This window comes from Pseudomonas sp. PDM15 (assembly GCF_014851565.1).
Classification (GTDB): Bacteria; Pseudomonadota; Gammaproteobacteria; order Pseudomonadales; family Pseudomonadaceae; genus Aquipseudomonas.
In genome coordinates this window covers 198,662-222,637 of sequence record NZ_JACVAA010000005.1, presented here as the reverse complement: position 1 = coordinate 222,637, position 23,976 = coordinate 198,662, and the positions used below count along the sequence as shown (strand labels likewise).

At 67.0% G+C, this 23,976-nt stretch carries 22 protein-coding genes and 1 pseudogene; 9 read left to right on the top strand and 14 right to left on the bottom strand.

Features of this window, described 5'->3' with window-relative positions; all coding sequences use genetic code 11:
* Positions 1 to 199: 199 nt before the first annotated feature.
* The 3 genes from IB232_RS15675 (at position 200) to ampE (ending at position 4,010) form a co-directional block, all read left to right on the top strand.
* On the top strand, positions 200 to 2,539 hold the full coding sequence (locus IB232_RS15675) for a DUF1631 domain-containing protein (protein WP_192399542.1): 2,340 nt from the start codon (positions 200 to 202) through the stop codon (positions 2,537 to 2,539).
* Positions 2,540 to 2,631: 92 nt separating this feature from the next.
* A complete protein-coding gene (ampD, locus tag IB232_RS15670; RefSeq protein ID WP_192399541.1) occupies positions 2,632 to 3,195 on the top strand; it encodes a 1,6-anhydro-N-acetylmuramyl-L-alanine amidase AmpD in 564 nt (187 codons plus the stop codon).
* Positions 3,192 to 4,010 carry a regulatory signaling modulator protein AmpE gene (gene ampE, locus IB232_RS15665; RefSeq protein ID WP_192399540.1) on the top strand — a complete coding sequence of 273 codons (819 nt, stop codon included), beginning with the start codon at positions 3,192 to 3,194 and terminating at the stop codon, positions 4,008 to 4,010. The genes ampD and ampE overlap by 4 nt, the downstream gene beginning before the upstream one ends.
* Before the next feature lie 8 nt (positions 4,011 to 4,018).
* Here the strand turns inward: ampE and IB232_RS15660 are convergent, their stop codons facing one another.
* Positions 4,019 to 4,912 (bottom strand): ROK family protein, encoded by an 894-nt coding sequence (locus IB232_RS15660; protein WP_192399539.1) that lies wholly within the window; start codon positions 4,910 to 4,912, stop codon positions 4,019 to 4,021.
* 208 nt (positions 4,913 to 5,120) lie between these two features.
* Here IB232_RS15660 and IB232_RS24000 point away from each other — a divergent pair.
* Both IB232_RS24000 and IB232_RS23995 read left to right on the top strand, forming a co-directional pair.
* Positions 5,121 to 6,263, top strand: a pseudogene (locus tag IB232_RS24000) (HAMP domain-containing protein); the annotation flags it as partial.
* Positions 6,264 to 6,404: 141 nt separating this feature from the next.
* The gene (locus tag IB232_RS23995) at positions 6,405 to 7,118 is read left to right on the top strand and encodes a methyl-accepting chemotaxis protein (protein ID WP_412547741.1); all 714 of its coding nucleotides are present in this window, start codon (positions 6,405 to 6,407) and stop codon (positions 7,116 to 7,118) included.
* 80 nt (positions 7,119 to 7,198) lie between these two features.
* On the opposite strand, the gene IB232_RS15650 is transcribed toward IB232_RS23995, so the two are convergent.
* Complete coding sequence (locus tag IB232_RS15650; RefSeq protein WP_192399537.1) at positions 7,199 to 7,981, bottom strand: TatD family hydrolase; 783 nt, start codon at positions 7,979 to 7,981, stop codon at positions 7,199 to 7,201.
* 116 nt (positions 7,982 to 8,097) lie between these two features.
* On the opposite strand from IB232_RS15650, the gene IB232_RS15645 reads away from it, so the two are divergent.
* Together IB232_RS15645 and IB232_RS15640 are read left to right on the top strand one after the other, a co-directional pair.
* A complete protein-coding gene (locus IB232_RS15645) occupies positions 8,098 to 10,155 on the top strand; it encodes an AsmA family protein (RefSeq protein WP_192399536.1) in 2,058 nt (685 codons plus the stop codon).
* A 56-nt stretch (positions 10,156 to 10,211) separates the two neighbouring features.
* Positions 10,212 to 11,558: a DEAD/DEAH box helicase gene (locus IB232_RS15640; RefSeq protein WP_192399535.1), complete on the top strand. Its 1,347-nt coding sequence runs from the start codon at positions 10,212 to 10,214 to the stop codon at positions 11,556 to 11,558.
* A 3-nt stretch (positions 11,559 to 11,561) separates the two neighbouring features.
* Here the strand turns inward: IB232_RS15640 and IB232_RS15635 are convergent, their stop codons facing one another.
* The 4 genes from IB232_RS15635 to IB232_RS15620 form a co-directional block, all read right to left on the bottom strand.
* On the bottom strand, positions 11,562 to 12,005 hold the full coding sequence (locus tag IB232_RS15635; RefSeq protein WP_192399534.1) for a PAS domain-containing protein: 444 nt from the start codon (positions 12,003 to 12,005) through the stop codon (positions 11,562 to 11,564).
* A gap of 3 nt (positions 12,006 to 12,008) precedes the next feature.
* On the bottom strand, positions 12,009 to 13,007 hold the full coding sequence (locus tag IB232_RS15630) for a response regulator (protein ID WP_192399533.1): 999 nt from the start codon (positions 13,005 to 13,007) through the stop codon (positions 12,009 to 12,011).
* A 123-nt stretch (positions 13,008 to 13,130) separates the two neighbouring features.
* Complete coding sequence (locus IB232_RS15625; RefSeq protein ID WP_192399532.1) at positions 13,131 to 14,843, bottom strand: diguanylate cyclase domain-containing protein; 1,713 nt, start codon at positions 14,841 to 14,843, stop codon at positions 13,131 to 13,133.
* Positions 14,840 to 15,877, bottom strand: coding sequence for an ABC transporter substrate-binding protein (locus tag IB232_RS15620; protein WP_192399531.1), 1,038 nt, complete (start codon positions 15,875 to 15,877; stop codon positions 14,840 to 14,842). Before IB232_RS15620 ends, IB232_RS15625 begins: the two co-directional genes overlap by 4 nt.
* A gap of 150 nt (positions 15,878 to 16,027) precedes the next feature.
* Here IB232_RS15620 and IB232_RS15615 point away from each other — a divergent pair, with 150 nt between their 5' ends.
* The gene (locus IB232_RS15615; RefSeq protein ID WP_192399530.1) at positions 16,028 to 16,882 is read left to right on the top strand and encodes a mechanosensitive ion channel family protein; all 855 of its coding nucleotides are present in this window, start codon (positions 16,028 to 16,030) and stop codon (positions 16,880 to 16,882) included.
* Between the two features lie 9 nt (positions 16,883 to 16,891).
* Here the strand turns inward: IB232_RS15615 and IB232_RS15610 are convergent, their stop codons facing one another.
* The 8 genes from IB232_RS15610 to fabR all read right to left on the bottom strand — a co-directional run bounded on the left by IB232_RS15610 (position 16,892) and on the right by fabR (position 22,746).
* Entirely contained in the window at positions 16,892 to 17,659 is a 768-nt protein-coding gene (locus IB232_RS15610; protein ID WP_192399529.1) for a tetratricopeptide repeat protein, read from the bottom strand.
* 73 nt (positions 17,660 to 17,732) lie between these two features.
* Entirely contained in the window at positions 17,733 to 18,314 is a 582-nt protein-coding gene (locus tag IB232_RS15605; RefSeq protein ID WP_192399528.1) for a TIGR00730 family Rossman fold protein, read from the bottom strand.
* Positions 18,315 to 18,537: 223 nt separating this feature from the next.
* Positions 18,538 to 19,431 (bottom strand): hypothetical protein, encoded by an 894-nt coding sequence (locus tag IB232_RS15600; protein WP_192399527.1) that lies wholly within the window; start codon positions 19,429 to 19,431, stop codon positions 18,538 to 18,540.
* Between the two features lie 69 nt (positions 19,432 to 19,500).
* Complete coding sequence (locus IB232_RS15595; RefSeq protein WP_192399526.1) at positions 19,501 to 20,073, bottom strand: HupE/UreJ family protein; 573 nt, start codon at positions 20,071 to 20,073, stop codon at positions 19,501 to 19,503.
* Between the two features lie 82 nt (positions 20,074 to 20,155).
* A complete protein-coding gene (gene ureG / locus IB232_RS15590) occupies positions 20,156 to 20,770 on the bottom strand; it encodes an urease accessory protein UreG (RefSeq protein ID WP_192399525.1) in 615 nt (204 codons plus the stop codon).
* Between the two features lie 16 nt (positions 20,771 to 20,786).
* Complete coding sequence (locus tag IB232_RS15585) at positions 20,787 to 21,461, bottom strand: urease accessory protein UreF (RefSeq protein ID WP_192399524.1); 675 nt, start codon at positions 21,459 to 21,461, stop codon at positions 20,787 to 20,789.
* Positions 21,458 to 21,958, bottom strand: coding sequence for an urease accessory protein UreE (ureE, locus tag IB232_RS15580; RefSeq protein WP_192399523.1), 501 nt, complete (start codon positions 21,956 to 21,958; stop codon positions 21,458 to 21,460). The genes IB232_RS15585 and ureE overlap by 4 nt, the downstream gene beginning before the upstream one ends.
* Positions 21,959 to 22,110: 152 nt before the next feature.
* On the bottom strand, positions 22,111 to 22,746 hold the full coding sequence (gene fabR / locus IB232_RS15575) for an HTH-type transcriptional repressor FabR (protein WP_192399522.1): 636 nt from the start codon (positions 22,744 to 22,746) through the stop codon (positions 22,111 to 22,113).
* Positions 22,747 to 22,887: 141 nt separating this feature from the next.
* On the opposite strand from fabR, the gene IB232_RS15570 reads away from it, so the two are divergent.
* Positions 22,888 to 23,976 (top strand): flavin reductase family protein, encoded by a 1,089-nt coding sequence (locus tag IB232_RS15570; RefSeq protein ID WP_192399521.1) that lies wholly within the window; start codon positions 22,888 to 22,890, stop codon positions 23,974 to 23,976.

Sequence of the window (23,976 nt, the reverse complement as noted above, 5' to 3'; positions counted from 1 at the left end):
CGAAATGACCGTTCGTAACCTTGGCTTCGCACTCTGTGATCTGGGTCATGTCTGCGAAAGGGGGTATTTGGTCATGCTTCGCCTCCCCCTATACTCAGGTTGGCCATGAAGTTTGGCGCCATACCTTTGACGTTACGGACGACGCCCAGCTGATTGTATGCATGGCTGCTCTGATCACGCAGCCTGCGGGAGACTCGCAATGAAGACCGACGCGAAAGTGGTGCACCTGAACAAGGTCGCCCCCGAGCAATCGCCAACTTCGCCGGCAGGAAGGCTTCCCGTGGCCCTGACCCAGGTGCGCGACAAGGCTGCCCAGCAGCTCAAGCAGGCTCTGCAAGGTCTCTTCGACAATGCGGACGACACCCTTTTCGAAATGGCCGATCGTGCGTCCAGTAACGCCGAGCAGAATTCCTTCTTCGAAGCCATGCGCGACCTGCGCCTGAAGCGCAAGACCATCGAGCGTGGTTTCCTGCAGCGCGTGTTCGAAAGCTTCTCCACCCTGAATCAATATGAAATCGGTAAGCCGGCTCCCCAGCTGGATGGCGTTTCCTTCGAGAGCCTGTCCCTGGTTCAGGACGACGTGCTGGAAGAGTCGGTGGCACTGGATGCGATGGTCTCGCGCGTCCTGAATCGTGATGGAGTGGCCTTGGGGCACCTGACCACTCGCTTCAATGCAATGATCAGCAAGAAGGTCGAGGACAAGACCAACCCGCTAGGCCCGCGGGTACTCTGTGAGCAATTTCTTGGCTCCTGCGAAGGACTGGGGGTGGAGATTCGCGTCAAGCTGATCATCCTCAAGTTGTTCGAAAAATACGTGCTGGGTGATCTCGATCAGCTCTACGCCAATGCCAACCAACAACTGGTCGAGGCCGGTGTGCTGCCGGAGCTGAAGTCCGCTCCGCCAGCCCGTCGCCAGCCGGGGCGCCCGCAGGCTGCCAGCCGCGCTGAGAGAGCGGAGTCCGCGGCTGGTCAGGATTCGGTCGCTGCCGGCAGTTATGCCGACGAAGGCGTGCAAGAGGTCTTCGGTGCCCTACAGCAGTTGCTCTCCCAGGTGCGCGGTACCTCTGTGCTGCCACAACGCATTGTTCCGGCAGATGCCGTGCCGATCTCCAGCAACGACCTGATGCGCCTGCTTTCGCACATGCAGCAGCATTTCCCGGTTGGTGGCCCTCAGGTCAGCGATGACTACGACTTGCGCAACCAGCTGGAAAGCCTGCTGTCTCGCGCCAGCGCCAAGAGTGGCAAGGCGCGCATCGTCGGCGAAGTCGACGAGGACGTGATCAACCTGGTGGCGATGCTGTTCGAGTTCATTCTCGACGACCGCACCCTGCCCGACTCGCTCAAGGCGCTGATAGGCCGTCTGCAGATTCCGATGCTCAAAGTCGCGGTACTGGACAAGACCTTCTTCAGCCGTGGCAGCCACCCGGCACGTCGCCTGCTCAACGAGATCGCCACCGCAGCGTTGGGCTGGAGTGCACAGGGTGACGAGCAGCGCGATGCTCTGTACCAGCGTATCGAGCAGGTGGTGCAACGTCTGCTCAATGATTTTACCGACGATCCGGCGATCTTCTCCGATGTGCTAGCCGAGTTCCTGGCCTTCACCGGCGACGAGAAGCGCCGCAGCGAGCTGCTGGAGCAGCGCACCCGCGATGCCGAGGAAGGTCGTGCCAAGGCCGAACTGGCTCGTCAGCAGGTGGAGCAGGCTCTGAACTCGCGTCTGCTCGGCAAGACCCTGCCGGAAGTGGTGGTGCGTCTGCTGCAGGAAGGCTGGAGCAAGGTGCTGCAGCTGACCTGCCTGAAGCACGGTGCCGAGTCCGCCGAGTGGGAAGCGGCGCTGATGGTGATGGACGATCTGGTGTGGAGCGTGGAGCCCCACGAGTCCCCGGAAGATCGCCTGCGCCTGCTGGAGCTGGTGCCGAGTCTGCTCAAGTCGCTGCGCGATGGCCTGTCCAGTGCTGCCATCGACCCGTTCATCACCAGCGAGTTTTTCAGCAAGCTGGAGGCCGTGCATGTCCAGGCCTTCCAGCGCTTCAAGCGCGAAAGCGTCGAGCCACAGGCCTTGCCGGCCGAGGACGAGGAGGGCGTCGAGGCGTCTGCCGAGATCGTCGTCGAGCTGGGCGCCGGTCCTTTGCTGGAGCTGCCGCCGCTGGAGCCTGAAGTCGATGCTCCGGCCATGGTCGAGGTGGTCGAGGAAATCGTCCTGCTGGCACCCGGCGAGAGCCGTTCGCAGGAGCCCGAGGCCAGTCTGCCGGACGATGACGAGGCGCTGGAGAAGGTAGACAGCCTGCGCGTCGGCAGCTGGGTGGAAATCCAGGAAGACGAGGAGCACAAGCTGCGCGGCAAGCTGGCGGCGATCATCAAGCCCACCGGCAAGTTCATCTTCGTCAACCGCACTGGTATGAAGGTGATGGAGAAGACCCGCATGGGCCTGGCCGTGGAGTTCCGCCGCGGCGCCATCCGCCTGCTCGATGACGCGCTGCTGTTCGATCGCGCCCTGGAGTCGGTGATCGGTAACCTGCGCAAGCTCAAGGGCGCCTAAGCGCCACCGGCTAGATGAAACGCCCGGCTCTGTGCCGGGCGTTTTCGTTGGTGCAGTCTGCTAGAGTGGCGCCAGTCTTCAAGGAGCCTGCAATGCGGCTGGACCCTGCCAGCGGCTGGTGTGACGGAGCCCGTCACTGCCCCTCGCCGAACTTCAACGAGCGCCCGCTGGGAGAGGTCTCCCTGTTGGTGATCCACAACATCAGCCTGCCGCCGGGCCAGTTCGGTACCGGCAAGGTGCAGCAGTTCTTCCAGAACCGCCTGCCGGTTGACGAGCATCCCTACTTCGCTGGTATCGCCCAGCTCAAGGTGTCCGCGCACTTTCTGATCGAGCGTGATGGCGCCGTTACCCAGTTCGTCTCCTGTGCAGAGCGGGCCTGGCATGCCGGCGTGTCGCGCTTCGAGGAGCGGGAGAACTGCAACGACTTTTCCATCGGCATCGAACTGGAGGGCACCGACGAGCTGCCCTTCAGCGATGCCCAGTACCAGGCTCTAGCGGCCCTGACGAAGGAGCTGCTGCATGCCTATCCTGAGTTGAGCGTCGAGCGTATCCGTGGCCATAGCGACATCGCGCCGGGGCGCAAGACCGACCCGGGGCCCTTTTTCGACTGGGCACGCCTGCGTGCGGCCCTGCAGACCGAGGAGAGCGGTAAATGAATTTTCTGGTGCTGCTGCTGGTGCTCTGGGTGGAGAAGTTTTCCTCCGGGCGCCGCCGTATCCAGCAGGATGGCCCCTGGCTGCAATGGCTGGCGCGTAGCGAGGGGCCGTCACCATGGCAAACCCTGCTGCTGGCGGTGTTGCTGCCGGTAGTGCTGCTCGGCCTGTTGCTGCTGGTGCTCGAGCCACTGGCCTATGGCTGGCTGGCACTGCCGGTGCACCTGCTGGTGCTGGTCTACAGCCTCGGCCGTGGCGATGTGCTGGCGGCGCTGGGGCCGTTCCGCGATGCCTGGCGCCGTGGTGACGATCAGGCCGCCCTGCATGTGGCTGAGCGCGATCTGGGGGTGGCCGCCGATGGCGAGGCCGAGTTGCTCGAGCGAGTGCAGGACTACGAGCTGTGGCAGGCCTATCAGGGCTTCTTCGCAGTGATCTTCTGGTATGCCTTGCTCGGCCCGCTGCCGGCCCTGGCCTATCGGCTGCTGGCGCTGAGCGCCGAACATGCCAGCCCCGGTGTCGCCGAGCGGGCGGGGCAGCTGCGTCATGCCATGGACTGGTTACCGGTGCGGGTGCTGGCCGCCAGCTTCGCCCTGGTGGGCAACTTTGCCGCGGTCAGTCGAGCCGTGTTGCACGATCTGCTGGCCTGGGAGCTGCCGGCCGCGCGGCTGGTGGCCAACGCCGGTCGCGCCGCCAGCGAACTGCCCGAGCCGCAGGCGGGAGAGCTGGGCGCCAACAGCCTGGACGAGCTGTGGCAGCTGCTGATCCGTGCCGCGGTGCTGTGGTACGCCGCCTTCGCCGTGTGGATCCTGCTGCTGTAAGGTCGATCTTATTCTGGCCACAGCCAGGCGGCGCCGCGCACGCCGCTGGAGTCGCCGTGGCGGGCCTGCACCAGGCGCGTGTTGACCTGGTCCGAGAACACGTGCCGCACCAGCAGGCGCGGCACCTCCCGGTACAGCGCCGGCATGTTCGACAGCCCGCCGCCCAGCACTATCACTTCCGGGTCGATGACGTTGATCACCGATGCCAGCGCCCGCGCCAATTGCTCGCAGTAGCGTTGCAGTGCCGTTACGGCAGCTGCCTCGCCACGCTGTGCCGCCTCGGCCAGCTGCGTAGCATTCAGCCCCAGGTCGCTGCGGGCGGCCCAGCCGGGGCCGCTGAGGAAGGTTTCGATGCAGTCGTCCAGGCCGCAATAGCAGCGCCGCGCCGGGCCGTCTTCCGCGTTGCGCCAGGGCAGGGCGTTGTGACCCCACTCCCCCGCAATGGCATTCGGGCCACTCAACAGGCGGCCGTGGATGACGATGCCTCCCCCCACGCCGGTACCGAGGATGACCCCGAACACGCTGGCCGCGCCTGCTCCTGCGCCGTCCGTGGCCTCGGACAGGGCGAAGCAGTCGGCATCGTTAGCCAGGCGGACCGGGCGCTGCAGCAGGTGTTCCAGGTCGCCCTGCAGGTCCTGGCCGATCAGGCAGGTGGAGTTGGCGTTCTTGATACGGCCGTGGTCCGGCGAGCGGGTACCGGGGATGCCGATACCAATGCTGCCGCTATCTCCCAGTTGCCGCTCGGCTTCGCTCACCAGCTGCACTATGGTGTGTAGAGTGGCTCGGTAGTCGCCCTGCGGAGTGGGCAGGCGATGCCGCAACCGCTCGTCGGAAGCTTCGAGGGCGATGATTTCCGTCTTAGTCCCACCCAGATCAATGCCGAGGCGAAAAGGTGCGCGCATTCTTAACCTTAAGTTACAGAGGCGAAGGCCGATATCCGGTATACAGGCTGTGGGGGCACTGTGCCTGGCAAATGGCCACTCCCGCTAGAATTTCAGATATACCGCTACCTTGCCGTTCAATAGATCAGCCCGCTCCCGGCTGGCAAAAAACAATAATGGCAATAGGAGACGTCTAGTGAATAGCGTGTTGTACCCTGCCATCGCTCTGATGAACCGCATGAGCTTCGGCATGAAGTTCAGCCTGATCAGCGTGCTGTTCTTCCTGCCCATGCTGGTCACCAACTACTTCCTGGTGCGCGAGTCCTACGACGCCTTCGTCGATACGCGCACCGAGCTGCAGAGCCTTGCGCTGCTCAAGCAGAGCATGAAGATGCGCCAGGATCTGGAGCGCCTCAACGATCTCTACGAGATCAATGCCGTCCTCGGTCAGTCCGGTGAAGCGGAAAAGCTGACCGCGCTGATCGGTCCGCTGGAGAGCGGCGTCAGCGAGATGCTGGCTGCGCTGGAGTCGCCCAGTGATGACGCGCAGAAGATCGAGGAGTTCAACGCCCAGCGCGATGCCATCAAGTCGGCCATGGATGCGGTGTCCGCCGAGTCATCCCTGCGCAGCAAGGCCGGCCTGGTGGTCAAGGCGCTGGACAACTCCGAGGTGTTCATCAAGTTCGTCGCCAGCCAGTCCGGCCTCAGCCAAGACAGTGAACTGACCGTGCGGCAGATGACCGAGCTGATGACCACCGCCAGCCCTCCGGTGACCGAGGCCCTGAGCAAGGGCCGCGCCCTGGGCTCCTACTCCCTGGGTCAGGGCATTCTTGGTTCTTCCGACAGCACCAAGCTCGACGAGCTGCTGCTGGAGCTGGAGAAGCTGCACGCCGAGTACGGCTTCAAGCTGCAGAGCGCGCTGGATGGCAACGCCCATGCCAAGCGCGAGCTGGGTGACAGGGCCGAGGCCAGCCGCAACAGCCTGACCGAGGTCAGCGCGGTGCTGGAAGAGCAGCTGCTCATGGCCGACAGTCTGGATGCGCCCTGGCAGGGCTTCTATGACCAGCTCAGCGCGGCCATCGACAAGACCTACGCACTGAACGACTCGGTACTCGACTTCCTCGACAAGGAACTGAGCCAGCGCCTGGAGCAGAAGCGTACCCAGATGGTCCTGCTGGTCGTGGCGCTGGTGGTGCTGTTCCTCGCCATCGGCTACCTGTATGGCGGCTTCTACGTCTCGACCCGCAGCACCCTCAAGGGCTTCGGCAAGACCCTCGGCCAGGTCGCCGCCGGCGACATGACCGTGCGCGTCAACGTCAAGAGCCAGGACGAGCTGGGCGAGTTGGGCCAGGTGTTCAACGGCACCGTGGCGAAGATCCGCGACCTGATCGAGCTGGTGGGCCAGACTGTCACCGAAGTGGAACGCCAGGCCGATCGCGTCGAGCTGGTCTCCGGCGAGAGCAGCCAGGCCGTGTCCGCCCAACGCGGGCAGATCGAGCAGGTGGCCACCGCGATGAACCAGATGTCCGCCACCGCCCAGGAGGTGGCGCGCAGCGCCGCGGCCGCGGTGGGCAGTGCGCAGAGCGTCAACGACGAGACCGTCAGCGGTCGCGCCATGGTCGAGTCCCAGGTCGGCAGCATCCAGCGTCTGGCCAGCGAGATCGACCAGTCGGTGACGGTGATCAACCAGCTGGCCGCCGACAGCGCCTCGATCAGCCAGGTGCTGGACGTGATCAAGGGCATCGCCGGGCAGACCAACCTGCTGGCGCTCAACGCCGCCATCGAGGCGGCGCGGGCCGGCGAACAGGGCCGCGGTTTCGCCGTGGTGGCCGACGAGGTGCGTAACCTGGCCAAGCGCACCCATCAGTCCACCGAAGAGATCGAGCAGATGATCGGTCGCCTGCAGAGCGGCGTGGGTGCCACGGTGACGGCCATGAACGGCAGCCACCAGATGGTCGAGAATACCGTAAACCAGTCGGCCCAGGTGCAGCACGCGCTGGAGAACATCCTCGGTGCGGTCGGCATGATCGTCGACCAGAACCAGCAGATCGCCGCCGCCGCCGAGCAGCAGACCGCCGTGGCCCACGATATCGACATGAACATCGTCGAAATCAACCAGGCTGGCGAGCGCACTGCCGAGGGTGCCGTCGAGACCGAGCAGGCCAGCCGCGCGCTGTCCGATCAGGTGGCGCGCCTGAAAGAGCTGATCGGCGCCTTCCGCGTCTGATCTGCCGCCGCAGCAAGCAAGGCCCGCCAATCGGCGGGCCTTGTCGTTATAGGGCGCGTGAAACCCGTTTCAGTCTTCTCTCAGAGCGACCAGCCGAACAGCTCGGCCGCATTGCGGCTGCTGGCGCGGGCCAGTTCCTCCGGCATCACGTCGCACAGTTCGGCCAGGGCGGCGCAGATATCCGGCAGATGTTCCGGGCTGTTGCGCATGCCCGGGTGCATGGCCGGGGCCATGTCAGGCGCGTCGGTCTCCAGCACTATGGCCTCCAGCGGCAGGCGCGCAATCACCTTGCGCAGGCGCAGGGCCTGGGGCCAGGTCGGCGCGCCGCCTAGGCCGAGCCTGAAGCCGAGGCGTATGTATTCGCGCGCCTCCTCGTAGCTGCCGGCGAAGGCATGGATCACCCCGCCACGTGGCAGCCTGTAGCGCTTGAGCGTGGCGATGGTCGCCGCGTGGGCGCGCCGGACATGCAGCAGGACGGGCAGCTCGAACTCGGCGGCCAGGTCGAGCTGCGCCTCGAACAGCTGCTGCTGGTGCGCGCGATCCAGGCTCTCCACGTAATAGTCCAGGCCGAACTCGCCCACCGCGCACAGGAGTGGGTGCCCGGCCAGGCGTTGCAGCCACTCGCGCAGCTGATCCAGATGCTCGGGTCGGTGCTGCTGCAGGTACACCGGGTGCAGGCCGAAGGCGGCATACAGGCCCTCGTTGTTCTGCACCAGGTCCCATAGACGTTGCCAGTTGTCCCGGTACACGCCGAGCACCACCAGCTTCTCCACACCCGCTGCGCGGCTGCGCGCCAGCAGCTCGGCGCGGTCGGCGTCGAAGTCGGGGAAGTCGAGGTGGGTGTGGGTATCGATCAGCTGCATGGGGCGGGTCCGGTTGAAGGTTCCAGCATCGGGTATTTCACTCGAGTGCACCAGCATGGGGAGCGTTCCCGCGTTTCGTCAGTCGAAACTGCAGTAGTCATAGCGGGAATCGAGGGATGCTGCGGATTCGCAAGTGGGTGAGCGGCGCATTGGCCGTACTGCTTCTGGCGGTCGCGGGGCTCATGCTGTTTCTCGTGCTGTTCGACTGGAATCTGCTGCGCCCGACCATCAATGACAAGGTGTCGCAGGCCTTGAACCGGCCGTTCGCCATCGAGGGCAACCTCAGCGTGGTCTGGCAGCGCGAATCGGAGGAGGGTGGCTGGCGCGCCTGGCTGCCTTGGCCGCATTTCGCCGCCGAACAGCTGAACCTGGGCAATCCCGAGTGGGCCGAGGGCGACACCTTCGTCAGCCTGGACCGGGTGCAGTTCCGCCTGGCACCGCTGCCGCTGCTGTGGAAGACCGTGAGCATCCCGCGCATCGAGCTCGGCGCGCCATACGCCAGCCTGCAGCGCCTGGCCGACGGCCGCGCCAACTGGACCTTCGACCTGGGTGGCGAGCAGACGGATGAGGTCGCCGAGCCGAGCCCCTGGACCCTGGATATCGGCACCATAGGCTTCGATCAGGGCGTGGTCAGCCTCGATGACCAAGTGTCGAAGACCCGCCTCGAGGCGCAGATAGATCCGCTCGGCGCGCCCATCCCGTTTGCCCAGATAGTCGGTGACAGCGCCGCCAAGCGCCTGGCCGACGAACATGCGGCGGCCCAGGACTACGCCTTCGCCTGGCGTGCCAAGGGGCGTTTTCAGGGCCAGGCGGTGAGCGGCAGCGGCAAGGTCGGCGGCCTGCTGGCGTTGCAGGATGCCAGCCTGCCATTCCCGTTGCAGGCCGATGTGCGCATCGGCGCCACGCGCATCCGGGTCGCCGGCAGCCTGACCGATCCGCAGAACCTCGGCGCCCTCGACCTGCGCCTGCAGCTAGCCGGGGCCAGCCTGAGCCAACTCTATCCGCTGACCGGCGTGACCCTGCCGGACACCCCGCCGTACAGCACCGATGGCCGCCTGCAGGCGGACCTGCGTGACGTCAACGGTGCGCTGTTCCGCTACCAGGGCTTCAACGGACGCATCGGCGACAGCGATATCCACGGCGACCTGACCTTCGTCAATCGCCAGCCGCGGCCCAAGCTGTCCGGCCAGCTGACCTCCAGCCAGCTGCTGTTCGCCGACCTGGCGCCGCTGATCGGCGCCGATTCCAATGCCGAGAAGAAGGCCCGCGGCGCCGCCGCCCGCCAGCCGGCGAACAAGGTGCTGCCGGTGGAGGAGTTTCGCACCGAGCGCTGGCGCAGCATGGACGCTGACGTACGCTTCACCGGCAAGCGCATCGTGCATGACGAGAAACTGCCGATCCGCGACCTGGATACCCACCTGGTGCTCAACGACGGTGTGCTCAGTCTGGAGCCCCTGCGCTTCGGCATGGCCGGCGGCACGCTGGATGCGCAGATTCGTCTGAACGGTGCGCAGGTGCCGATGCGCGGGCAGGCGCGCCTGAGCGCCCGCGATCTCAAGCTCAAGCAGCTATTTCCCACCTTCGCGCCGATGCAGACCAGCCTCGGCGCGCTGAATGGCGACGCCAAACTGAGTGGCACCGGCAACTCGGTGGCGGCCCTGCTGGGCAGCGCCGATGGCGAGCTGAAGATGCTGATCAACGATGGCGCGGTGAGCCGTGGCCTGCTGGAGATCGCCGGGCTCAACGTCGGCAACTACCTGGTCGGCAAGCTGTTCGGCGACGAGGAGGTACAGATCAACTGCGCCGCCGCCGACCTCGGCATCCGCAACGGGCTGATGAGCAGTCGGCTGTTCGTGGTCGATACCGAGAATGCAGTGGTCAAGGTCGACGGCAGCGCCAGCTTCGCCGAGGAGCGCCTCGATTTCGTCGTCACCCCCGCGGCCAAGGGCCTGCGCATCTTCTCCCTGCGCTCGCCGCTGTTCGTGCGTGGCACCTTCAAGAATCCCGACGCCGGGGTCAAGGGCACACCGCTGGCCCTGCGCGGCGCCGGCCTGGTGGCGCTCGGCGTGGCGGTGGCGCCGGCGGCCGGCCTGCTGGCGCTGGTGGCGCCCAGCGGCGGCGACGAGCCCAGCCAGTGCACGCCGCTGCTGCGGCAGATGCAGAAGCAGGGCTGAGCGCAACCCTGCGCAGCGGGTACAATGCGCGCTCGTTCCCCTGCCGGTTCCGCCCCATGTCCTTTGCCACCCTCGGCCTGATCGATCCAATCCTGCGCACCCTCGAGGCGCTCGACTACCGCACGCCGACGCCGGTGCAGAAGGAGGCGATCCCTGCCGTGCTCAAGGGCCGCGACGTGCTCGCCGCGGCGCAGACCGGCACCGGCAAGACCGCCGGTTTCGCCCTGCCGCTGCTGCAAAAACTGACGATGGAAGGCAGCCAGGTGGCGGCCAACTCGGTGCGTGCGCTGGTGCTGGTGCCGACCCGCGAGCTGGCCGAGCAGGTGCAGCAGACCGTGCAGCAGTACGCGCAGAACCTGCCGCTGCGCACCTACTCGGTGTATGGCGGGGTCAGCATCAACCCGCAGATGCTCAAGCTGCGCAAAGGCATCGACCTGCTGGTGGCCACGCCCGGTCGGCTGCTCGACCTGTACCGGCAGAACGCGGTGCGCTTCGACCAGCTGCAGGCGCTGGTGCTGGACGAGGCCGACCGCATGCTCGACCTGGGTTTCGCCAGCGAGCTGGACGAGCTGTTCGCCGCCCTGCCGCGCAAACGCCAGACCCTGCTGTTCTCCGCCACCTTTTCCGATGCCATCCGGCAGATGGCCAAGGAGCTGCTGCGCGACCCGCTGTCCATTGAGGTTAGCCCGCGCAACGCCACGGCCAAGGGCGTCAAGCAGTGGCTGGTGACCGTGGACAAGAAGCGCAAGAGCGAGCTGTTCCTGCACCTGTACCGCGAGCGCGGCTGGGACCAGCTGCTGGTGTTCGGCAAGACCCGCAAGGGTGTCGACGAGCTGGAGCAGCTGCTGCTGGCCGAAGGCATCGCCGCCGACTCGATCCATGGCGACAAGCCGCAGCCGTCGCGCCTGCGCGCGCTGCAGCGGTTCAAGGCCGGTGAGGTGCGGGTGCTGGTGGCCACCGATGTGGCGGCCCGCGGCCTGGACATCGACGATCTGCCGCTGGTGGTCAATCTTGACCTGCCCATCGTCGCCGAGGACTACGTGCACCGCATCGGTCGTACCGGCCGTGCCGGGGCCACCGGCGAGGCGGTGTCGCTGGTGTGCGCCGACGAGGTGCAAATGCTGGCGGCCATCGAGGTGCTGACCCGTCAGGTGATCCGTCGTCAGGACGAACCGGGCTTCGAGCCGGACCACCGGGTGCCGGTGACCGACGCCAGCGGCGCGGTACTGAAGAAGCCGAAGAAACCCAAGCAGAAGCTGATCCCCGGCACCGGTGCGGGCGGCAAGGGCAAGATCCACCTGGGTAATTGGTTTGATGCGGAGGACGACAAGCCCAAGGCCAAGGCCGTGCGCGCCGTGCCCAGGTTCGGCGAGAAGCCCAAGCCGGGGCCGAAAAAGCGCTGAGGCCTAGCCGCCGCGCAATTGAGCGACGGCGGCGTCGGTCATGTCATAGATCACCAGGCACACGTGCTCGACCCGGCCCCGCGACGCGGCCAGCGGCAGCACGGTGAGATTCTGGTACATGAAGTCGGCCTGGCCGGTGATCGGCCGGTAGCTCTTGAAGCGCAGCAGGTACGGGCGCTGTTGCCACAGGCTGAAGGCGCGGGTACCCAGGCGCAGCACGCTGTTGACCTTGCGCTCCAGCCAGGCCCGGTCGATCTCCGGGAACAGCTCGAACAGCTCGCGGCCCTGCACCTGGTCGGCGCCCAGGCCGGAGTGGTTCTCCATGAAGCTGTTCCACACCTCGATGCGGTACTGGCGGTCCAGCACCAGCACGCCCACGTCCAGGCACTGGACGATATCGAGCAGCCAGTGCAGTTCCTGCATGTCGATCTGCGCGCGGCCGGTCATGGGTCACTCCATCAGGTAACGGATCTTGTCGGTCAGCCGGGGCAGCGAGTCCTCGGTGAACAGCAGGAGCAGGTCGAAATGCACGGCGTGGCCCTCCAGGCCATAGCTGATCTCCACCGCTAGGGTCTTCTTCCAGCGCTCGCGATTGAGCTGGATCAGCTCGCCGATGGCGGCGTGCTGGCCGAGCAGCTGCGGGTGGCCCTGGGAGAAGCGGATGTCGATCTGCTCGGCGATGCCGGCCAGGCAGGCGCCGATCAGGATGCTGGCCAGGTCCAGCAGCATCTCCGAGGTCTCGCCGGCGTCCTTCGGCTGCCAGCCGAGCAGCTGGGCGATGTCGGCCACCTCCGAATCATGGAACAGCAGCAGCGCCTCGCCGGCGATGGCCTCGCCGATGAAGCCCTGGCACACGGCGCTGAGGTGCTCGCCACGCCGCGCGTCCTCCAGAGCCATGTGCAGCTCGCTGACCTCGAACAGGTTGACCTGGGGAATCGGCAGCTGCACGAACACGCCCAGCTCTGCGGCCAGCAGGGCGGCGGCGCGGCCCATGGCAACGTTGCTGACCTCGCGCAGGGCGTCGCGGAAACCGACCTTGAACAGCGGTTCTTCATGGGCCGGTGCGGATTCGCCGCTAGCGGGGGGCTGGAACAGGCCGAGGCGTTCGAGGGTGGCCCGCAGCTCCTCGGCCGGCGCCGGCTTCTGGATGAAGCCCAGGGCGCCGAGCTCGGCGACCCGCCGCTGGGCTTCGTCCTGGATATCGCCGGAGACCACCAGAATGCGGCAATCCAGCCCTTCCTCGCGGACCTTGGCCAACACCTGGTAGCCGTCCATCACCGGCATGGTCAGGTCCAGCAGCACCACCTGGCCGAGGCCCTGGCGAATCGCGGCCATGGCTTCCTCGCCCTGGCTGGCCTGGGTAATGGTCACCGGCCATTCGGGGGGCAGGGCGCGGATCAGCTGCTTGCGCGCCATGGTGGAGTCGTCGCAGACCAGCAGTGGAAGCACTGGAGGCACCTGGTGATAAGCGTTAAGGCAAGCATAGACGGCGTGTCGGCGAGGTCGCGATAGGAGAAAACTGAGGGGGCGGCGGTGACCAGTACCCCGGTGCCGAACGCCGGCGGCAAAGGCTCAGCGGGCCTCGTAGCTGTAGGTGTTGCGCCCGGCGTTCTTGGCCGCGTACATGGCGCGGTCGGCCTGCTGCAGCAGCGATTCGATATCGTCGCCGTCGCGTGGGAACAGGCTGACGCCCATGCTGGCCTGCACCTGTACCTCGTGGCCGTCCAGCAGCATGGGCAGCTGGAAGCGCTCGTGCAGCTTGTGCAGAACCGCGATTACCCGCTGCGGATCGTCCATCTGCTCGATCAGGATGACGAACTCGTCGCCGCCCAGGCGCGCCACCGTGTCGCTCTCGCGGGTGGCGGAGCGCAGCAGGTTGGCCACTGCCTGCAGCACGCGGTCACCGGCGCCGTGGCCGAGGCTGTCGTTGAGCTGCTTGAAGTGATCCAGGTCGACGAACAAAACGGCCAGCGGCATGGCGCTACGCCGGGCGTTGGCCAGGGCGTGGTCCAGGCGTTCGAAGAACATGCGCCGGTTGGGCAGGCCGGTGAGCGCATCGTGGCGCGCCAGGTGCTCCAGGGCGTTGCGGCTCTGGTTGAGCTCGTCGAGCTGGTCGAGGATCTCCTCCTGCATCTGCGCGAAGCTGCGTGCCAGCTGGCCCAGCTCGTCCTGGCGCTGCACCGGCAGCGGACCGCTGCGGCGCTCGCGAGTGAACTGTTGCACGGCCAGGGTGATGCTCTTCAGCGAATGGGTCATGGCCCGCGAGGCGACGATGGCGATGGCCAGGGCCAGCAGGCTGGAGAGGATCACCACCTGGATGATGCGCCGGCCGAGGCGTGTGGTCTCCGCCAGCACATGGTCCTCCGGCTGGGCCAGGCCGAGGATGATGAAGCGTTCCGGGGTGCTGGCGTTGACAGCGACACGGACGAACGCGGCCACCAGATCGTGGCCGCTTTCGTCGGTATGACTGATCAGGCTGCTCTGCTTGCCGTCGCCGAGCAGGGCGGCGACATCGGGGAACTCCTCCTGGATGAACAGTCGACGTCCCTGGTCGAAGCCGAAGGTGCGGCGATGGTCGGGGTGGATCAGCAGGTCGCCCCAGCGGTTGCTCAGGTACACCTGATAGTGGCTGGGCAGGTCGCTCTTGATCTGGTCGAACATCTGGTCTAGGTCGACGTTGATCACGATCAGGGCGCCGGCCTTGCCGTCGGCGTCGGCTACCGGGGTGGACACATGCAGGGTCGGCTTGCCCAGACCGGAGTGGGCGCCCAGCTCATGGTTGATCACGATGGGCGACAGGCGCACCTCGCCCGGCGGCAGGCGCAGGGTGTCGAACACGTAGGCGTAGTGACCTTTCTCCTGCAGCTCGGCGCCGCCGATATTCAGTAGACGCTCGCCGTCGCGGTCGATGCGCACCTGCTCCAGGCCGTGGCCGGTGGCGCTGATCAGGCGGATCTGCATGTACTCGGGGTGCACCTGCATCTGGGCGCGGAACAGCTCGGCCAGGTCATGCTCGCTGTGTTCGCGGTGGTCCTCGTCATTTACCCGGGGCAACTCGCGGGCCCTGGATACTGCGGCCATGAGCAGGGCGTCGCGGGCCACACCGTCGATACTGCCGCGCAGGTTGCGGCCGAGTACCTGGGTGGCGGTGAGCAGGTCGCGCTCGGCGGCCTTGAGCAGGATGGCGCGGCTGCTGCTGTAGGAGTAGTAGCCGGTCAGGCCGCAGACCAGCACGCCGAACACCGCCAGCAGGCAGCCGAGCTTGAAGGCGATGCCGAACTTCATGGCGCCTCCGTCAGCGGCGGGCGTTCGCCGGAGAGAATGCGTTCCCACAGGCGGGTCCGGCGCTCGGTGTCCTCGACCGGGCGCAGCCAGATCATGCGTCCGGGCACGCCGCTGCTTTCCTCCTCTTGCAGGGTGTTGGACAGGCCCTGGCGCTCGACCAGGGCGCGGCTCATCGGCGGCTCCAGGGCGAAGTTGATCCAGGCTTCGGCCAGCTTCAGGTCACTGGCGCCGCGGCTGATCGCCCAGCAGTCGAGCCAGGCCAGGGCGCCCTCGCGGGGGATCACGTAGCCGACGTCGGCGCCGCTGTCGCGCAGCTGCTTGAGCTGCTGGCGCCCGTAGTTGGCGAACAACAGCGCGACCTTGTGCTCCTGGAACAGGCTGGCCGCCTCCTCCGGCAGCGAATAGAAGGTCAGCACGTTGCGGCGCAGGGCGATCAGCTGCTCGGTGAGCAGAGGGAAGTCGTCTGGCTCGATACGGAACGGGTCGCGACCGCGTGCCTGGCTGGCCAGGGAGAAGTTGTGGCTGCTGCCATTGAAGGCCAGCACCCGGCCCTGCAGCTGCGGGTCCCAGAGGCTGGTGATGGACTGCGGCGGGCTGCTGAACTGGCTGCGGTCATAGATCAGGCCCATCTCCGAATAGGTGTAGGGGATGGCGTAGACCTTGCCGTCGCGGCTGATGCCGGGAATCTTCGGGTAGTCGCGGAAGCGCCAGAGCTGGCGGGTGGTATTGGCGATGCGCGTCGGCTGCAGCGGCTGCAAGAGACCCTGGTCGATGTAGCGCTCGATCTCGGCAGTGTTGGCGGCGATCAGGTCGTAGTCGCCGCCTTTGTTCTTCGCCAGCTTGCTGCGCAGCACGTCGTCGTTGCCAACCAGGGTGACTTCCACCCGCACGTCGTGCTGTTGCTCGAACTGCGCCACCAGGTCGGCGTCGGCATAGCCGGGCCAGGTCAGCAGCCGCAGCACCGCCTCGCTGGCAGCGGCAAAGCCCGGGGCCAGGGGTAGCAGAACTGCGAGCAACACCAGGATCGGGCGCATGGGGCGGACCGGGAAGCGAGGGGACGCTTCAGCAGTGTATACGATGGCCAAGTGCCTTGCCGTAACGGCAAAGCGGACGCCACGCCAAGGCGTTTCGGCCATGGCGTGCTAGCGTTCCTGCTGTCATTCACGGCATGCGAGGACAGGGCAATGGAAGAGGGCGAATCGCTGATCACGGTGGGTACCACCAAGGTCAACCAGCTGATGGACATGGTGGCGCAGTACGGTGCCGCCTTCGCCGCGAAGATCCTTGCGGCCATTGCCTTCTGGGTGATCGGGCGCTGGCTGATCGGCTTCGCCGTAGGCCTGGTGCAGAAGGCCCTGGGACGGCAGAAGGTCGACCCGACCGTGCTGCGCTACGTGGGCAACTTCATCACGGTGACGCTGAACATCCTGCTGGTGATCGGCATCCTCGGCTACTTCGGGGTGCAGACCACCACCTTCGCGGCCCTGATCGCGGCGGTCGGTCTGGCCATCGGCATGGCCTGGTCCGGGCTGCTGGCCAATATGGCGGCGGGCGGCTTCATCATCGTGCTGCGGCCGTTCAAGGTGGGTGATTTCATCTGCGCCGGCGGGGTCACCGGTACCGTCACCGAGATCGGCCTGTTCGTCACCGCGATCAACACGCCGGACAATGTGCTGACTCTGGTGGGCAACAACAAGATCTTCAGCGACAACATCCAGAACTTCTCGCACAACGCCTTCCGCCGCGTCGACCTGGTCGCCCAGCTGTCCGGCGCCACCGACTGGAAGGCCGCCGTGGCCCTGCTCAAGCAGCGCATCACAGCCATCGACAACGTGCTGGCGACGCCGGCGGTGGACGTGGAGATTCTCGAGTTCAACCTGGTCGGCCCGGTGCTGGCGGTGCGGCCCTACTGCCACACCGATCACTACTGGCAGGTCTACTTCGACAGCAACAAGGTGATCAAGGACGCTCTCGGCGAGGCCGGTTTCCCGGCACCGATGGCGGCGCAGACGGTGATCGTCCAGCAGGCCGCCGGCTGAGGGCTGGCGTCAGGCGCTCTGCTGCTGCGGGGCGTCCAGCGCCTTGAGTTCCTCGCGCACCTGGGCCAGGCAGGCCTGGTGCAGGTTGCGGTAGTGCTTGGGCGCGCGCCGCGCGTACAGATCGATCTGCTCCAGCTGGGCGCGGGCCTCGCTATTGCGGTTGGCCTGGCGCAGCAGCTGGGCGTAGTGGTAGCGCGCCTCGGGGCCGGCGAAGTGGCCTAGCAGGGCGTGGAATTCCTCCTCGGCCTTGGCCAGCTCGCCGAGCCGGCTCAGGGCGCGGGCATACAGCAGGTGGCCGTCGGCGGAGCGGTACTGCGGGTTGTGCTGGATCAGTTGGTCCAGCGTCTCGCGGCAACCGGCAGCGTTGTCCAGGGCGAACTGGGCGCGGGCCAGGCCGAGCATGATGTCCGGCGCGTGACTATGTACCCCGCGCAGGGCGGCGCGATAGTGGTCGGCGGCCTCGGCGGATTGCTCCAGGCGCAGCAGTTCGTCGGCCAGCTGCACGCGGGTCTCGCGGGTGTCACTCAGGTCCAGGGCATCGCGCAGGGCGCGCAGATGGCGCTCGGGGTCGAGGCGGTCGTGCAGCTGGTTGATCGCGCGACGGCCGCTGCGGCTGCCGAGCATGTCCGGCAGCATCACGCCGAGGAAGTAGATCAGGCAGCCGAGGCCGGGCAGGGCGATGATCAGGTACAGCCAGTAGCGCTCCTGGCCGCTACGGACCACGTGCAGGCCACAGACGATCTGGCAGGCGATGAGCAGCAACGCGAGCAGGGGCATGGGCGAAACATCCTTGTTGGGTGGAGCCTCTGTGTAGCATGGCGTCGAGCTACTGTCATCGGCCTCGCAGGCGTTACGAGCGGTCGACCCACTTGGGCGCGACGGTGGGCTGCCAGGCCGCCAGGCGATCGAGCAGTTCGGTCGGCGACTCGCCGACCTGCAGCATGGCGCGGTGGGGTTCGCGGACGAAGCGCTCGGCCACCAGGTGGTCGAGGAAATCGGTCAGGCGTGCGTAGAAACCTTCCACCTCCAGCAGGCCCAGCGGCTTGGCGTGGTAGCCGAGCTGGCCCCAGGTCCACACCTCGAACATCTCTTCCAGGGTGCCGAGGCCGCCGGGCAGGGAGATGAAGGCGTCGGCCAGCGCGGCCATGCGTGCCTTGCGCGCGTGCATGCCGTCCACCACTTCCAGGCGGGTGAGGCCCTTGTGGCCGATCTCGGCGCGTTCCAGGCTCTGCGGGATGATGCCGATCACTTCGCCGCCGGCGGCCAGGGCCGCATCCGCCACCACGCCCATCAGGCCGACGGCGCCGCCGCCGTAGACCAGGGTCAGGCCGCGCTCGGCCAGGCTGCGGCCGAGGTTCTCGGCGGCTTCACGGTAGATCGGGCGCGCGCCGGGGCTGGCGCCGCAGAACACGCAGACGGACTTCAGGCTCATGCAGGGTGCTCCCAGGCGAAAAAGGCTGCACAGGGTAACCCTGTCCGATCGGTCAGGCGAGCTCTTGCGGGCAAGTACCACTGGCGCCGGCCGCGTAGCAGGCCAGCAGGGCGTAGAGGAAATCGTGGATGGGCATGGCGGCATCTCCGCGTGGGGCTGGCCGCCAGATTAGGCCGGCACTGTGGCATCGGCCCGTAGATTGTCTCGATGGCCGTCATAGCGATTAGCGCGGCAGGTTGGTCAGGTCCTTGTGCGGCCGTTCGGCGAAGAAGCGATCCAGCCAGGGTTGGTAGTGGGCCAGGGTGCGCGGCGGCATATAGGCCTTCTGCGCCTCGATGAACAAGGCGATGACCTCGGGCAGGCGGGCGATCCGGTCGATCTGGCGGACCAGCTCGGCACCCTCGGCGTTCCTGCTGCAGTAGATGCCGCTGACGTAGGGCGAACTGGCCTCGCTCAGCGGCAGCAGGCTCAGGCCCTGGGCCACACCCTGCTGGCGCTGCACGTACTGCACCACTTCGGCGTAGTCCAGCAGGTAGTCGATGCGGTGGTGTTCGAGCATGCCGTAGAGGTTGCTGCCGGCGCTGCTGGTCTGGATGCGCTGCAGCTGTGGTAGGGCCTCGGGCGCCTGCAGCAGCGGGTCGAGGATCGGCCCGTAGCTGCGGTCGCGCACCAGACCGCCGCGCAGCTGGTTGTCGCGCAACAGCTGGCGGATCGACACTTCGCCCTGGCCCTTGCTGAAGCGCTGCAGGTCGGCGGTGCGCACCACCAGCTGGTGCGGCATGGCCACGAACAGGCCGACGTAGTAGCCGTGCTGGTCGCGCTCGGGCGTGGGGAAGGTCGGCAGGAAGCAGCTCAGCGGCTCGCGCTTGAGCTGCTCCAGGCCGCGGGTGAGGTTGTTCATCCGGTAGTGGTGCTGGTACTGCGGCAGGCGCTGGATGATCTGCTGCAGTACGTCGACGATGATGCCGTCGCTGGGGCGGCCGTCCTGCATGTTGATCAGCCCCGGCCAGGGGCTCATGTTCCACGTCACTTCCAGGCCTTGCGGTTGCGCACCGTGGGCGATCGAGGAGCACAACAGCAGCAGGCCGATCAGCGCGCGGCGAGGACGAACAGGCATGGCGGGAACCGTGGAGATAGACCCCGCCAGTCTAGCAAGGGCGTGCCGGGCACGCCCGTGAGCGCTTTCTCAGCTGGCCAGCAGCCAGACCCCGGCACCCGCCGAAGCAGCACCGGCCAGGCGCACCAGTGGCGCGGCGGCGCGCGGCAGGTAACGCACGACCGCGTAGCCCAGGCCATGCAGGGCGGCGGTGGCGGCCACGAAGCCTGCGGCATAGCCCCAGGGGCTGGCCAGCTCCGGCAATTCCAGGCCGTGGGCCACGCCGTGGGTCAGGGCGAGCAGGCCGGTGAGGCCGAGCGACACGGCCAGCGGCAGGCGTGCGGCCACCGCCACCAGCAGGCCGAAGGCCAGCACCGAGCCGGCGATGCCGGTTTCCATCAGTGGGATTTCCATCCCGGCGAAGCCGAGCAGGCCGCCGAGCAGCATGGTGGCGACGAAGGTGCCCGGCAGCGCCCAGCGTGCAGCGCCGCTCTGCTGCGCGGCCCACAGGCCGACAGCGAGCATCGCCAGCAGATGATCGAGGCCGGTGACCGGGTGGGCGACGCCCGCCATCAGGCCGGAGTGGTCATGGCCGGCATGGGCGAAGGCCAGCGCCGGGCTGAGGAACAGGGCTATGGCGAACAGGGTTTTGCGCAGATTCATTGATGAGTACTCCTGGTAAGGCATGGCGTTGGCGGGGTGTCCCTCACCCCAGCCCTCTCCCGAGGGGAGAGGGAGTCATGGCTTAAGCGGCACTAAGCATGCCGTGGCGTTCGATAAAGGCGATGATCTCATCGAGACCCTGGCCGACCTTCTGGTTGCTGAACACGAACGGCTTGTCGCCGCGCATCTTGCGGGCGTCGCGGTCCATCACTTCCAGCGAGGCGCCGACCATGGGCGCCAGATCGATCTTGTTGATCACCAGCAGGTCGGACTTGCAGATGCCCGGGCCGCCCTTGCGCGGCAGCTTGTCGCCGGCGGAGACGTCGATCACGTACAGGGTCAGGTCCGACAGCTCCGGGCTGAAGGTGGCGGACAGGTTGTCGCCGCCGGATTCGACGATGATCAGGTCGAGGCCGGGGAAGCGCCGGTTGAGCTGGTCGACCGCCTCCAGGTTGATCGAGGCGTCCTCGCGGATCGCCGTGTGCGGGCAGCCGCCGGTCTCAACGCCGATGATGCGCTCGGGCGCCAGGGCCTCGTTGCGCACCAGGAACTGGGCGTCTTCCTGGGTGTAGATGTCGTTGGTGACCACGGCGATGTTGTAGCGCTCGCGCAGGGCTTGGCACAGGGCCAGGGTCAGGGCGGTCTTGCCCGACCCGACCGGGCCGCCGATACCGACGCGCAGGGGTTGGCTGTTCATGGCGTGTTTCCTTTTCTCATGAGCGGAAGAGGCGGCTGTACTGGCGCTCGTGCGCCATGCTGGCCAGGGCCAGGCCGAAGGCGGCGCTGCCCCAGTGTTGTGGATCGTGGGTGGTGGCCTGCTGCTGCGCCTGTTCCAGCAGCGGGAGTAGTTCGGAAGTCAGGCGCTGGGCGGCCTGCTGGCCCAGCGGCAGGGTCTTCATCAACACCGCCAGCTGGTTCTCCAGCCAACCCCATAGCCAGGCAGCCATCGCGTCATCCGGGCTGATCGCCCAGGCACGGGCGGCCAGGGCCCAGGCCGGAGCCAGGCCCAGCTCGGACTGGTCGGCGAGGAAACTGCGGGCTTCCTGGTCCAGCTCGGGCAGGCCTTCCAGCAACTGGCGCAGCGAGTAGCCCATCTGCCGGCTTTCCAGGGCCAGCTCGCGGGTCTCGCGGCTGGCGCGGTGTTGCCCGGCAAGCTCGGCCAGGCGTGGCCAGTCCGCCCTTGCCGCCGCTTGGCAGTGGGCCAGCAGCAGCGGTGCTTCGAAACGCGCCAGGTTGAGTAGCAACTGATCGGTGATCCAACGTCGGGCGCTGTGCTGGTCATGTACCAGCTCGCGTTCCACGGCCATCTCCAGGCCCTGGGAATAACTGTACCCACCGATCGGCAGCTGCGGGCTGGCCAGGCGCAGCAGGGCCCAGGCCTTGTTCACGGGCGCACGCCAAACTGGTGCAGGCGCGGTGCGTAGCTGAACTCGGCCTCGCCGGCATGCGAATGGTGGTGGCCGCCACCATAGGCGCCCTGCTCGGGCTGGAAGGGTGCGTCGACCGTGCAGGTGGTGGCGCCGAGCTGGTCGAGCATGGCCTTGAGCACGTAGTCGTCGAGCAGGCGCAGCCAGCCATCGCCCAGCTGCAGGGCGACATGGCGGTTACCCAGGTGATAGGCGGCGCGCATCAGCTCGAAGCTCGACGCGCAGGTGACGTGCAGCAGGGTTTCCGGACGGGCGCAAACCCGCACGATGCGGCCGTCCTCGGCGCGCAGGCAGTCGCCGTCGCGTAGCGCGGGCTGGCCGCGTTCAAGGAACAGGCCGACGTCCTCGCCGGCGGCGCTGAAGCAGCGCAGGCGGCTCTTGCTACGGGCGTCGAAGGTCAGGTGCAGTTCTTCGTCCCAGTAGGGCTGGGGTTCGAGGCGGTGATGGATCACCAGCATGTTGGGCTTCCGGCCAGGAATGGTCCTGACGCTAGAGCAAGGCCCTTGCCAAGCCGCACAGGCCCAGGCCTGGCGGCTTGGTGCCTGAAGTTGGGGCTTTTATGCGCGCAGTTGCGGTGCGCGAGTGCGGGGCGTGAGCCAGATTGGTGCGCTTATTCGCGACCCTGGCCCAGGCCCAGCCAGCTTTTGGCGCCGATGAAGATGAAGCGCAGTTGCTGGGTCATCTTGGCTTCGGGGGTGAGATGGGCGGGCAGCGACGCGTCGGGGGAGTCGATCAGCTCCGGCAGGGTGGCGAACACAGTCTTCACCACCAGGTCGGAGACCACCTCCAGCGCCGGCTCGTCCAGGTGCGGGGTGCGGTTCATCAGCTTGAGGTCGGCGGCCAGGTCGGCGGTGATCTGCTGGCGCAGGCAGCCGATGGCCTGGCGCACCGGCTGCGAGCCGCCGTACTGCTCTCGGGCGAGGAACAGGAACTGGTTGCGGTTGGCGCTTACCGCGTCGAGAAAGATGCGCGCGCTGGCCTCGATGATGCTGCCCATCTCGAACTGGCTGTGGCGCACTTCGCGCAGGGTGCTGCGGAAAGTCGCGTCGACCTCGGCGACCAGGGCCAGGCCGAGCTGGTCCATGTCGTCGAAGTGGCGGTAGAAGCCGGTCGGCACGATGCCCGCGGTGCGGGTGACTTCGCGCAGGCTCAGGCTGCCGAAGCCGCGGCCGCTGTCCATCAGGCTGAGTGCGGCATCCATCAGGGCTTGGCGGGTCTGCTGTTTCTGTTCGGCGCGTGGCGACATGACGTTCGGGCGATGGCGAGGTTGCGGCGCACTCTAGCAAATGCGTTTTGTCGGCGTCGAATGACGTTCAGTGAACGAATGTTGACTGAAATGGATCGGTCAGCCATTCTGCGTGAACAGTTGTTCACTGGAATGTCTTCCATGTCCCTCCTACCGCTGTTTCTCATTCGCTGGCTGGCGCCGCTGCTGTGGCCACTGCGCGCTCTGACGACGCGGGCCTGGCTGCGTGAGGCGGAAGTGGATGCCGTGCTGGCCAGGTTGCATCCGGCCTGGCGTCTGAACCGGGTGTTCGCCCGGGTAGTCGGGCGCGAGTGGGTCAGCGACGACCTGCTCGCCCTGCGCCTGCGCTGCAATGGCAACGCCCGCGGCTGGCGCGCCGGCCAGCACGTGCAGCTGCATCTGCAGCTGGATGGCGTGCGCCACAGTCGCAGCTACAGCCTGACCCGCGTGGGCGCCGGCGGCCTGATCGAGCTGGGCATCCGCCGCCAACCGGGTGGGCGGCTGTCCAATCGCGTGCTCGATCACCTGCCCGTCGGCGCGGTGCTGGAGCTAGGCCAGGCTCGGGGCGAACTGCAGTGGCCGGAGCAGGGCGCGGGCGTCGGCCTGCTGGCTGCCGGCAGCGGCATCACCGCCTTGCTCGGCCTGCTTCGCGAGGCCCTGGCGCGTGGTTATACGGCGCCGGTGACCTTGCTGCACTACGTACGCGAGGCCGGACAACGCGCCTACCAGGCAGAACTGCAGCAACTGATGCTGCGCCACCCCAACCTGCAGGTGCGCTGGCTGCTGACCGGCCAGGACGCACGGCACGATCCCCAAGGCGGGCGCTTCCAGGCCGGCCATCTGCTCGGCATGAGCGACTTCGGCCTGCTCGCCTGCGGCCCTGCCGGCTTCGTCGAGGCGGTGCGCAACAACTGGGGCGGTTCCCTGCAGGTCGAGGCCTTCAGCCCGCCGCAGCGGATCAGCGAACCCGGCCAGGCGGTGCGCCTGGACTTCGCCCGCAGCCGCGTCGCGGCCCTGGGCGACAGCAACCGCAGCCTGCTGGAACAGGCCGAGGAACATGGCCTGCGTCCGGCCCACGGTTGCCGCCAGGGCATCTGCGCCAGCTGCACCTGCACCCTGCTGGCCGGCACGGTGCGCGACCTGCGCAGTGGCGAGCCGTTCGCCGAACCGGGCCAGCCGATCCGGCTGTGCGTCAGCGCCCCGCTGGGCGATGTGCAACTCGATATCTAG

Coding starts and splice junctions, on each gene's coding strand:
- IB232_RS15675 (WP_192399542.1), top strand. CDS start 200: ATGAAGACCGACGCGAAAGTGGTGCACCTGAACAAGGTCGCCCCCGAG.
- ampD (WP_192399541.1), top strand. CDS start 2,632: ATGCGGCTGGACCCTGCCAGCGGCTGGTGTGACGGAGCCCGTCACTGC.
- ampE (WP_192399540.1), top strand. CDS start 3,192: ATGAATTTTCTGGTGCTGCTGCTGGTGCTCTGGGTGGAGAAGTTTTCC.
- IB232_RS15660 (WP_192399539.1), bottom strand. CDS start 4,912: ATGCGCGCACCTTTTCGCCTCGGCATTGATCTGGGTGGGACTAAGACG.
- IB232_RS23995 (WP_412547741.1), top strand. CDS start 6,405: ATGAACCAGATGTCCGCCACCGCCCAGGAGGTGGCGCGCAGCGCCGCG.
- IB232_RS15650 (WP_192399537.1), bottom strand. CDS start 7,981: ATGCAGCTGATCGATACCCACACCCACCTCGACTTCCCCGACTTCGAC.
- IB232_RS15645 (WP_192399536.1), top strand. CDS start 8,098: ATGCTGCGGATTCGCAAGTGGGTGAGCGGCGCATTGGCCGTACTGCTT.
- IB232_RS15640 (WP_192399535.1), top strand. CDS start 10,212: ATGTCCTTTGCCACCCTCGGCCTGATCGATCCAATCCTGCGCACCCTC.
- IB232_RS15635 (WP_192399534.1), bottom strand. CDS start 12,005: ATGACCGGCCGCGCGCAGATCGACATGCAGGAACTGCACTGGCTGCTC.
- IB232_RS15625 (WP_192399532.1), bottom strand. CDS start 14,843: ATGAAGTTCGGCATCGCCTTCAAGCTCGGCTGCCTGCTGGCGGTGTTC.
- IB232_RS15620 (WP_192399531.1), bottom strand. CDS start 15,877: ATGCGCCCGATCCTGGTGTTGCTCGCAGTTCTGCTACCCCTGGCCCCG.
- IB232_RS15615 (WP_192399530.1), top strand. CDS start 16,028: ATGGAAGAGGGCGAATCGCTGATCACGGTGGGTACCACCAAGGTCAAC.
- IB232_RS15610 (WP_192399529.1), bottom strand. CDS start 17,659: ATGCCCCTGCTCGCGTTGCTGCTCATCGCCTGCCAGATCGTCTGTGGC.
- IB232_RS15605 (WP_192399528.1), bottom strand. CDS start 18,314: ATGAGCCTGAAGTCCGTCTGCGTGTTCTGCGGCGCCAGCCCCGGCGCG.
- IB232_RS15600 (WP_192399527.1), bottom strand. CDS start 19,431: ATGCCTGTTCGTCCTCGCCGCGCGCTGATCGGCCTGCTGCTGTTGTGC.
- IB232_RS15595 (WP_192399526.1), bottom strand. CDS start 20,073: ATGAATCTGCGCAAAACCCTGTTCGCCATAGCCCTGTTCCTCAGCCCG.
- ureG (WP_192399525.1), bottom strand. CDS start 20,770: ATGAACAGCCAACCCCTGCGCGTCGGTATCGGCGGCCCGGTCGGGTCG.
- ureE (WP_192399523.1), bottom strand. CDS start 21,958: ATGCTGGTGATCCATCACCGCCTCGAACCCCAGCCCTACTGGGACGAA.
- fabR (WP_192399522.1), bottom strand. CDS start 22,746: ATGTCGCCACGCGCCGAACAGAAACAGCAGACCCGCCAAGCCCTGATG.
- IB232_RS15570 (WP_192399521.1), top strand. CDS start 22,888: ATGTCCCTCCTACCGCTGTTTCTCATTCGCTGGCTGGCGCCGCTGCTG.